General features: G+C 36.2%; 8 protein-coding genes and 1 pseudogene. 4 read left to right on the top strand and 5 right to left on the bottom strand.

Going from position 1 to position 9,659, the window contains the following annotated elements; all coding sequences use genetic code 11:
• Window positions 1–85: 85 nt before the first annotated feature.
• The 4 genes from J500_RS16040 to J500_RS16025 all read left to right on the top strand — a co-directional run bounded on the left by J500_RS16040 (window position 86) and on the right by J500_RS16025 (window position 3,012).
• Window positions 86–469, top strand: coding sequence for a transposase (locus J500_RS16040; RefSeq protein WP_019836977.1), 384 nt, complete (start codon window positions 86–88; stop codon window positions 467–469).
• Window positions 466–801, top strand: a complete 336-nt coding sequence (gene tnpB / locus J500_RS16035; protein ID WP_000618091.1) for an IS66 family insertion sequence element accessory protein TnpB — start codon at window positions 466–468, stop codon at window positions 799–801. Before J500_RS16040 ends, tnpB begins: the two co-directional genes overlap by 4 nt.
• A gap of 74 nt (window positions 802–875) precedes the next feature.
• On the top strand, window positions 876–2,480 hold the full coding sequence (tnpC, locus tag J500_RS16030) for an IS66 family transposase (protein ID WP_034698698.1): 1,605 nt from the start codon (window positions 876–878) through the stop codon (window positions 2,478–2,480).
• Window positions 2,481–2,544: 64 nt separating this feature from the next.
• A complete protein-coding gene (locus J500_RS16025) occupies window positions 2,545–3,012 on the top strand; it encodes a hypothetical protein (RefSeq protein ID WP_228130693.1) in 468 nt (155 codons plus the stop codon).
• 967 nt (window positions 3,013–3,979) lie between these two features.
• Here J500_RS16025 and J500_RS16015 read toward each other — a convergent pair.
• From J500_RS16015 to J500_RS15995, 5 genes and pseudogenes are all read right to left on the bottom strand, one after another.
• The gene (locus J500_RS16015; RefSeq protein WP_004999053.1) at window positions 3,980–4,702 is read right to left on the bottom strand and encodes a hypothetical protein; all 723 of its coding nucleotides are present in this window, start codon (window positions 4,700–4,702) and stop codon (window positions 3,980–3,982) included.
• 75 nt (window positions 4,703–4,777) lie between these two features.
• Window positions 4,778–6,733, bottom strand: a complete 1,956-nt coding sequence (locus tag J500_RS16010; protein ID WP_004999052.1) for a TniQ family protein — start codon at window positions 6,731–6,733, stop codon at window positions 4,778–4,780.
• Between the two features lie 11 nt (window positions 6,734–6,744).
• Entirely contained in the window at window positions 6,745–7,686 is a 942-nt protein-coding gene (locus J500_RS16005; protein WP_004999051.1) for a TniB family NTP-binding protein, read from the bottom strand.
• Window positions 7,673–9,379 carry a Mu transposase C-terminal domain-containing protein gene (locus J500_RS16000; RefSeq protein ID WP_228130695.1) on the bottom strand — a complete coding sequence of 569 codons (1,707 nt, stop codon included), beginning with the start codon at window positions 9,377–9,379 and terminating at the stop codon, window positions 7,673–7,675. The genes J500_RS16005 and J500_RS16000 overlap by 14 nt, the downstream gene beginning before the upstream one ends.
• 35 nt (window positions 9,380–9,414) lie before the next feature.
• A pseudogene (locus J500_RS15995) lies at window positions 9,415–9,659 on the bottom strand (IS5/IS1182 family transposase); the annotation flags it as partial.

The raw sequence follows: 9,659 nt of genomic DNA, 5'->3' as shown, positions 1-9,659 counted from the left end.
TAAGCATCCGGCTAACACAGCCTTACCAAGCGATCCTATAAGCCTTAATTTAGTTCCCACCTAAAAACAAGTGGGGACTTAATCCATGAACATGGATATATATTCAGCAACACCTCCTGTTGCTAAAAAACGCAGAACATACAGCAAAGAATTCAAACTCAGTATTGTCAATGCCTGTAAAAATCCTAATACCTCGATCGCTTCGGTCGCACTGCAACATAGTATTAATGCCAACCTTGTCAGTCGTTGGATCAGGATCTTCAGCCATCATGATGGTGCCGTGCAAGATCCTACTCATGTGAATCCAGCATTTATTGCTTTGCCTTACACTGCTGCAATCAGCCAACCTATTGATGAGAGGATCACGTTGTGTATCACCGTGCCTCATACGAATAATGATATTCAGCTAAAATGGCAGACATCAGAAATACCTGCCTTGGCAGAATTACTCAAGGCACTTGCAACATGATCCGCATTGATGAAATCTGGTTGTCTACTCAGCCCATGGACATGCGTGCAGGTATGGATACGACCATGGCCCAGGTGGTGAGAGCCTTTGGCTACATCAAACCGCATTGTGCTTACCTGTTCTGTAATAAACGTGGCCATCGTATGAAAGTGTTGGTACATGATGGACTGGGCATCTGGCTGTGTGCCCGGCGTTTGGAACAGGGTAAATTTCACTGGGCTCAAGTTCACCAAGGTGAAACCGTGGCCCTCAGCCCGGAACAGTTACAGGCACTGATCCAGGGTTTGCCCTGGCAGCGCATTGGACGACAGCAGGTAGTGACGATGCTCTAAACCAGGTTGGTGCATTCTGCTATTCTCCAAACGTTCTATTTCATTCTCTTCATGACCTCAGGCATACTGCGGTCATGAATACACTGCCTGACTTAAACCAACTGACCCATGAACAACTGCTGGAATTTACCAGACAGTTGGCAATGCAGCATCAGTCTCTGGCACAATCAAATCAAGAATTAGAAAAATCAAACCAGCAATTGGATGCCAAAGTTCAGCATCTTTCTATTCTCAATCAAAAATACGAGCATGAACTGGCGCTGTTTAAAAAGCACGAATTCGCCCAAAAGAATGAACACTTAACGGCAAAACAAATCCATCTGTGGGATGAAGCGGTTGAAGAAGATATTGCCGCGGTTGATCTAGAACTGGAACGGCTAAATGCAGATAAAACCAATGCAGCGACACACAAAGCAACAGTCAACAAACCTAAACGTCGACCACTGCCAGATCATCTACACACCATCCGTATTGAGCATGAACCTGCATCAACCCAATGTGCTTGTGGCTGCCAACTCCGTCGTATCGGCGAAGATGTCAGTGAAAAACTGCATTTCAGACCGGCACAGTTCTATAAGGAACAGCATGTGCGTGGTAAATGGGTCTGTGATCAGTGTGACACTCTGACTCAGCAAGCGATGCCCGCCTATGTGATTGATAAAGGCATTGCTTCACCTGAATTGCTCAGCCATGTGCTGGTATCGAAGTATGCCGATCATTTGCCGCTGTACCGTCAACGTCTGATCTATCAGCGGGCGGGAATCGAACTTTCTAGATCAACTTTATCTGACTGGATAGGTCGCTGCGGTGTAGAACTGGAACCTCTGGCCAATGCCTTAAAAGAGGTGGTACTACAACAGCAGGTGCTGCATGCAGATGAAACACCGGTCACCATCATGCGGATGGGTGAGAATAATAAAAAACCGAAGAAAGGTTATGTCTGGGCCTATGCCACTACACAGTACAATCCAGTTCAGGCGGTGATCTATGACTTTCAGGATAGTCGTTCAGGCCAGCATGCTGAAGAGTTCTTGAAAGGCTGGCAGGGCTATCTAGTCTGTGATGATTACAGTGGTTATAAAGCACGCTTTAAATCAGGCGATGTCATTGAGGTGGGCTGCATGGCGCATGCACGTCGTAAATTCCATGAACTGCATGTAACTGGGAAAAGTCAGGTCGCTGAACAGGCATTAGTGCTGATTCAGAAACTGTATGCCATAGAAGCAGAACTCAGGAAAAAGACCGATGGTACAGCAGAACAGCGCCGCGAATACCGACAACAGTATAGTCAACCGGTGATGCAACAACTGTATGAATGGCTCAACCAACATCAACTGACTGTGCCATCGAGTTCTCCAACCGCCAAGGCGATCAATTACACTCTGAAGCGTTGGCCAGCCTTAAGCCGCTATCTGGATGATGGCAATCTACCGATTTGCAATAACTGGGTGGAAAACCAGATGCGCCCCTGGGCGTTGGGACGTAAGAACTGGTTATTTGCAGGTTCGCTGCGCAGCGGTCAGCGAGCAGCCAATATTATGACATTAATCCAGTCAGCAAAGCTGAATGGGCTGGATCCCTATGCCTATTTAAGTGATGTGCTGAAAAGGTTGCCGACACATAAAGTGACTCAGATTGAAGAATTGCTACCACACCGCTGGAAACCTGAACCGAATTAAAAAATAGGCATGGGGTTCAGCGGACGCTTACAATAAACAGAATTTTAATAATCTTCAAATATTTTTGGCTAATTTTGGAGCTTTAAAAATTCAAGATCAAACTTTGGATGCTTTTTGGAACGAAGCTATTAGTCAGAAAAATTCAGATATTCTTGCACAAAGTGTGTTTGTTTTAAGTCTTTATTCACTTCTTTCTCACTTAGATATATTAACTCACCATTCTATTTTTAAAGAGATTGAACCGATATTTTTAGGATGGTTTTTCCAAAAAAAATTAAACCCAAAAACTTTTCAGTGGCGAGAGGGTAAGATTACTAAGATTAGTAAGCATAAGGCTATATGGACTAATCCTAGTCGTAGCTTATTGACTCTAATGGCAACATTTGCTGCTTTAAATTTGGATGATGAAAAGCCCTCCACTTCCCATGGCTTAAACTTTTCAAACTATTTATTGAATTATACGGAAAAAAAAGAAAATTTTATAAAAAAAGCTAACGAAGGCTTTTCTATTACTTACACAGACTTTCTTTGATTGCTTTCAGACACTGTTGAACGTGATGAAAGTGAAGTCGATAATTGCAAAAGGACTAGCCAAGAAACAATCAATATTTTGCTGAATAGAGAAACTGAGTATAAGCCCAATAACACTTTATTCTTATTGTGGATTGTCTACAGATTTTTTCAAAATGATTATGAATCTAGACCTGAAAACACGGCTTATATGCATGGGATTTACTATGAGTTTTGGGAGTTTTTTTCTAATTTTTATAAAAAGGCAGGTTCTAATATACTGACTAGTCAATGGCCAACGGATTTACAAAAGCTCGCTCAACCACCGAGTAGTTGAGCGAGCTGTCATTAAAGGTTACTTACCTTTAGGTGGATTATTGCCACGACCACTGCCAGAAGGATTACCTGTTGTGCTTGGACCATTTACTAACTTACCCATTGTTTTTTCCTTTGATTTGATTAACTTGGTGAGATAAATATAACTAGAACTTAGAGTGAGCAATTCCCTAAAAAGCATCTTTTTTTGATTAAAAAGTAAACATTAAATGTGTTTTTGATGACTTATGATTTAACTTATTGATTTATATTTAAAATCAAGGATTGTATGGGCATATCAACATGAATTTGACACCAATCAGCATAATTAACAGTAGTCCGTGTTCCTCAAAGAATGTTAAAGTAATTGATTAATATTTGTTTTTTATTCAAAGGTTCCATTGGTCACCACTACAACATTAATTCTATTTAACTTTGGTGTAGACAATTCAGAATTTACTAAAAAGAGAGAAAGCATTTGGGCATTAATATGATTATTATATTTATAAGTTACTTGTAAGTATTTGAGGAGTATCCATTTAAAAGAGCTTCTAAATGAGTGTAGTTATCAGATAATTTATTCATAAAATAAGTAATTGCTAAATTGTGAGAACAGTACTACGTAGAAAAATTTATTTACTCTTTCAAAGAATGATATTTAACTTTATGATTTACTAATTATTTTCCGTTCTACCTGTAATTTGAGAATTTGTTTGATCAATTATGACTTCTGAAGCAGATGTCAATTGTGTCTGAATAGTTGGTATTTCTTGAATTACTTTGTATTTTATTAGTTCTTGTAGAGTATAGATATCAAATACATTTTTAATCGATCTAATAACTACAAAGATGGATGCTAAAATAGATGAAATTATAATAGTAGAAAAAAGTATTTTATTTTCAATTAATTGATTAATTATTGGTATGTATTTAGAAAAAAGAGAAGTCATAAGTGAAGATTCTAAAAAAGTAGGAATCAGCATAATAGAAAATCCTAAAAATATGTTTCTAGCATTTTTCATTTCATCTTCATTCATTTGTTCTTTGCTTATTATCGACTCTACATTTGTTATATTCCCATCTAAATTACGACTTATTTTCACTAGCCTTTTTTCTTGATCAGTCATGAACTTATAGTGGTGTGAGTGTAATTGAGCATTTGGAAATCTTTTATTGAAATCTCTTATACTTGTATTTGTAAAACCAGAACCTTTCGTAGTCTTATAAACTAATAAATCTTTAATTTTGGAATCATATTCTTCTTTTTCTTGTTGATCATTGGTTTGTTCTTTTAAGTCTTTATATAGTTGAATATCCTTCTTTGTTTTTTGGAGGTGGGGCAGTACAAGTACTATTGTTTTTTCTAAAATTTCAAAAGCATCTTTCAGGCTACTCATCAATTTTTAGTTCCTTAAACAGCTCACCTATCTGAGCATTGTTGAATGTATAGCTAATTTTATAAGATTAAATGGTTAGCGTTTTAATGACAAGATATCTTTTATATTGAAAAGCCTAATTTTTTTCTCATTTTTTCCAAAATAGTAAGGTTTTATAAGCCCTTGGCTTTGTAAGTTGGTGATATGAGAGTGAGGCATACCTAAAAGGGTGCTTGCTTCAGCACCAGTTATGAATTCATCTTTTAACTTCAAAACTTCAGTTAGCTCATTCTTGTTAATAAGCTTCCAGTAAACTAAATTTTCAATATGTAAGAATCCCGTATCACACCAATATTTTTTTATCCAATTAATAGGACAATTTAATTGCTTTGCTGCATCTACATAGGAAATATAATTTTCGCTATTGAGTTTGTTCTTAAGATTTAACAGCGAACTTTCTTGGATCTGAATTGATAAAGGATTGTTCTCATCTTTCACAAGAATCCCTCTGTGAACAAGTACAGCTACTTTGTTAGAGCTGATTTTTAGTATGGAAGCAGCATCTTTTAAAGAATAATACTCGGTACTCTGGGGCACATTTTTTAACGCATTTTTTTGTCTTCCAGAACGTGTTGGATAGCTCTTAATCATACTTAAGTCATCTGGTTTTATATCTTGGACATCAATCTTTAAAAAAATATTGATTGCAGTTGAATCTATATGTGGACCATTAGTAGGAGTAATACCTAAAGCCCTTAATTTTTCCACTAGATTAGTTGGAGATGCCTTTAGTTGTGTTGCTAGTGGACTAACGAGTATGTAATTTTCTTTGAATTCATTCACCTTTTCTTTTGAATATTTTTTGAAAGTCTGTGGTATTTCATTTGTATTATCTAATTTGAACCATCCAGATTTTGCTAGTTTTCTAGCAAGGTCATAATTGATATCTAACAACTTAGCAACATCCTTTAATTGCATACTATCATTGTCTGCGGGTGCTTCGATGCTAGTGAGAAGTGTAGATTTAGGTTGAGAATATGTATCAATTAAGAAGTGTTCTATGTCTCTGCTAGCAATATCTCCTTTATAGAGTTCTTTCTGTCCAAGCTTCAAAAAGTCATTTTCTATCAATTTTTCAAGCTCAAATCGAGAAATATTTAAGATCAGTTGTATTTCATAATTTCTAAGATTTCTGGAAATACTATTTTCACTAATTCTATATTCTGAAGAATTCTTTTCGGTGATTTTAATATGCTTGTTGAAAAGTTTTTTATGTTTTAGAAATGGTAGCAATAGAATACGTGGATGAGAATTCTCACTTCTACTGTTAATATTTTCACTTAATTTTATGGCAGAAGTCTTTGGGTCAGAAAAATATTCATATACTTTAAAAAAAATATTTTCATTTGTATTGGAATTATCATCTTGTAAGAAAGAATTGAATGCTTTCCAGCAAGATGCAAAATCTGAAAAAACTTCATTTGAACTATGCGTAAGTATGTCAAGAAACCAATAGATACTTTCCATTGATTTTACTTTTTGTACAGGTCCTTTATATAATTTAAAACCGCAGCGAGAACAGTTTAGAACCCCTGTTTTGGGGAGAAGAAAATTCTTACATTCAGGACAAGAATCAATTAACAAACAAGAATGTATTGGATATGCATGTATAGGCTTTAATGTCCATATTTTTCTAAGATATGCTTTTTCAAAAAGACAAGTAGGACAGTAGCGTAAACCTTCTAATTCTAATAATTCATGGGGGACTTCAATTGTTCCAATCATTATAGGAGATCTATTGGTTGGCCTTGATCTTTCAAAAGCTAGAAATTTATAAGAACTATCAAGATTTAATACTTCTAACACTTGAGTGAAGCGTTTCATATCAGAAATATGATAATTCAAAGACTGACGAATGATAGATTTATACTTTTCTTTGCCTATTAAATTAAAAATTGAACTATGTGCATTGAGTTCTGCTGTTCTTAACAAGAAACTCATTGGTGACTCATCTTCATGAGGTATTGCTTGTATTAAAAGAGGATTTTGCATAATTCTGACTATTAAATTAATGAAATGATTTGTGAAATGTTCATTTCAAATGGATTTTTATTTTGTTTGCTAATGTAGAGCGTGATGCCTAATTTCCATGAATAACTGAAATCAAGGGGAGTTATTACTTGCCTATTATCATGTAAAGCATGTGCGATACTTTCTCTAATCAGGCTCATTACGTATGAGTGATAGCCTTTTGTTGCTAGTTGAATTTGCATGCCTACAAGTTGGCTATTTAGAGGTGGTGAGAAAGTGATATTTTGCTTATTGAGTGTTCTTGCAACTTCAGCAAGAAATGCAAACATGCTCCCGCCATTTGAAGGATCAACAGTTAATGGATTTAGGTGGTAGATGAAAGGGAATCTACGAGCAATCTGGCTATCAACTTGAAGTAGTGGGACAAACTCAGGTAAACCAACTAAACAAAAACTAATCCCTGTTCGGTTTACTAGCGTTTTAAGCCAATTGCCTGTAGTCCGATTCATTCTTGTAGATGTTGGTTTACGCTCAAATAAATGGTGAAATTCATCTAAGAATATAAGCTTAGTTTCGCATTGTGCGAGTAAATAAATAAGCCTGCTAGTTAAGTATTCAGTAGTGCCATACCCATTTTCATAAGTAGGATCGCCAAGCTCTTTGAGCATCGTTATTGCTAATGATTTAACTGTGGCAGGCGATGGTACCTCTACATAACATACAGGGATGATATTTTTCTTATGATCCTTCTCAATTTTTTCTGTACGAGGCATAAGACTCAAGATTGTTTTACAGAGGGTGGTTTTTCCAAGTCCTCCTTCAGCAAGAAGCATACATCCAACTGGTTCGCTAAATGAAATACTTCTTTTTACGCAATCTTGTATGCCTGTGAAAGCGACCATGAATTCATTGGAAGTGATAACAATATTGTTAATCGATCGAATTTGTTCAAAACGATTCTCAAATTTTTCCATGTTTAAATACCTCCAATGAACCAAATTGATTAATTGGTGTAGGTACATTTATTGTGGAAGCAGGTTGTTCAACAATATCCTTGTCTTTTGAGAATAGTTGTTCTTCGATCCTCTGTAGCTGCTTCGGAAGTTCAAGAGTAAGTGGTTTCAATCTTGGCTTTCGTCTCACAAGATTAGTTTGAATCTCATGCATAAGCTTATACAGATAATATAAATCGGACATCGGACCAATTTTTTGTTTATCAGATCGAGATTGAATTTTCTTTAGTTTTTGAACTTCAAGATGAGTTATTCGTGTTAATCTAAATGTATAGTCTTGATTGGTTGAATCTGCTTGAATGATTACATCTTTTTTGTCGGGATCAATGATAAAAACTTCATTTAAATTTAAATCATCTATAAGCACGGTAACTTTTTTTATGCCTTTAGCTTGTAGTGTAGTTAGAGCATGTGAAAAATAACTAATACCATCTACACGTACTTGACCGTGATTAATGCTTCTTTCAATAGGCCTACGGCATAAAATTTTTGCATCTATATCTGTAAGAAAACTCGGTCGTATATCTTCAATGGCATCTTGCCACATGATGATAGGTGAACGTCCTGTCGTGTGATGGATAGATCGGTGATAAACCTCATGAATCCAAGTATCTATATATTGTTTTAATTGTTCTAAAGTTAATTGTGCAATTTTACTTGAATTATATTCACCTCTATTCGTTGGATTAGAAAAAGTTGTACCCGGTAGTTTTTGTATAATCCCATGTGTGAGCGTACTAAAAAAACGTTCAATATGAGGTTTGTTATTAGGTGTACCTACTTGGGAAGGAGTCAAAGTAATTTTCAGCTGTTCACATACTCGTTCGAGAGCATTGTTTTTAAACTCCACTCCATTATCTGGAATGACGATACTTGGGATTCCTCCTGGTAACTTTTGGTTTGGCCGAGTAATCATATCTTTGATGACTTCTAATGTAGTTGCAGCACTAGGGGGGTACATATTGATATAAGTTCCAACAATGGCTCTAGAGTAGATATCAATTGCACATGCGAGAAATGGTCGACCTAAGGCAAGTTTCGTCTTCGGATCAATCACGATTAGATCTAAATAGTGTGTATCAATTTCGACCATATAAAGAGCGAATGGACTAATGATACTTTTGCCAGCAGCTTGAAATTTTTTCTTCGCTATTCGGGACCCTTTTTTCATTTTAAATTCAATATAAGGATCTAATTTTTTGATATGTCGCTGGATACTACGAAGTGTTGGTAACTGTTCTAATGGGATGCCTTGTTCCATGAATCTACCAAGCATATAGGCAAGTACGTCTTTACCACTTCTGTATTCAGGCTTTAAATAGATTTCATTGATTGCTTGATTTAGAATTTGATAAATTTCAGGAGAGAATCGTAAACTGCGATTACCTGAATGTTTATTTTGCAAGCACAGTTTATTCTGAGAAGAACTTTGATATTTATTGATCCATCTTGCTACAGTACGGCACGAAGGTGGGTTAATGTCATTAATGTCGGAAGCTATTTGGGGGATTAATTTGGAAAGCAGATTAATACTTGTAGGGTGCTCCAATAGTTGTAATGCATTAATAACATAGCGTTCTTTGCGATGAAGTTCTGAGCTATATTTGGAGTTGATTATGAGTTTCTCAGGTGCAAATGGCTTTGTTGCACAAATAGACGAAAGGTAGAGTTGTTCTAATCTTCAGATATTTATGCAACAGCCACCGTTTTAGCTGTACCAAGTTGAGTAAATTTATTCAAAATATCGACTCTTATTTGCAAGTCAACCACCTGACGATTAAAGCATCGACTAGATACACCTTGTCCAAGTCGTTTCAAGGCAAACATTTTAGCCTCTATTCGGGATCGTCGATGATAACCAATATCTCGTTTCCACTGCTTTTGACCCTTGTCCCAACAGCCTTGTACTGCATGATTTCTTGCTTTACCAATTT

This window comes from Acinetobacter sp. 479375, assembly GCF_000581715.1.
GTDB classification, from domain to species: Bacteria; Pseudomonadota; Gammaproteobacteria; order Pseudomonadales; family Moraxellaceae; genus Acinetobacter; species Acinetobacter ursingii.
The sequence above is the reverse complement of the archived record's forward strand: the minus strand, read 5'-3'. Positions and strand labels throughout refer to the sequence as shown.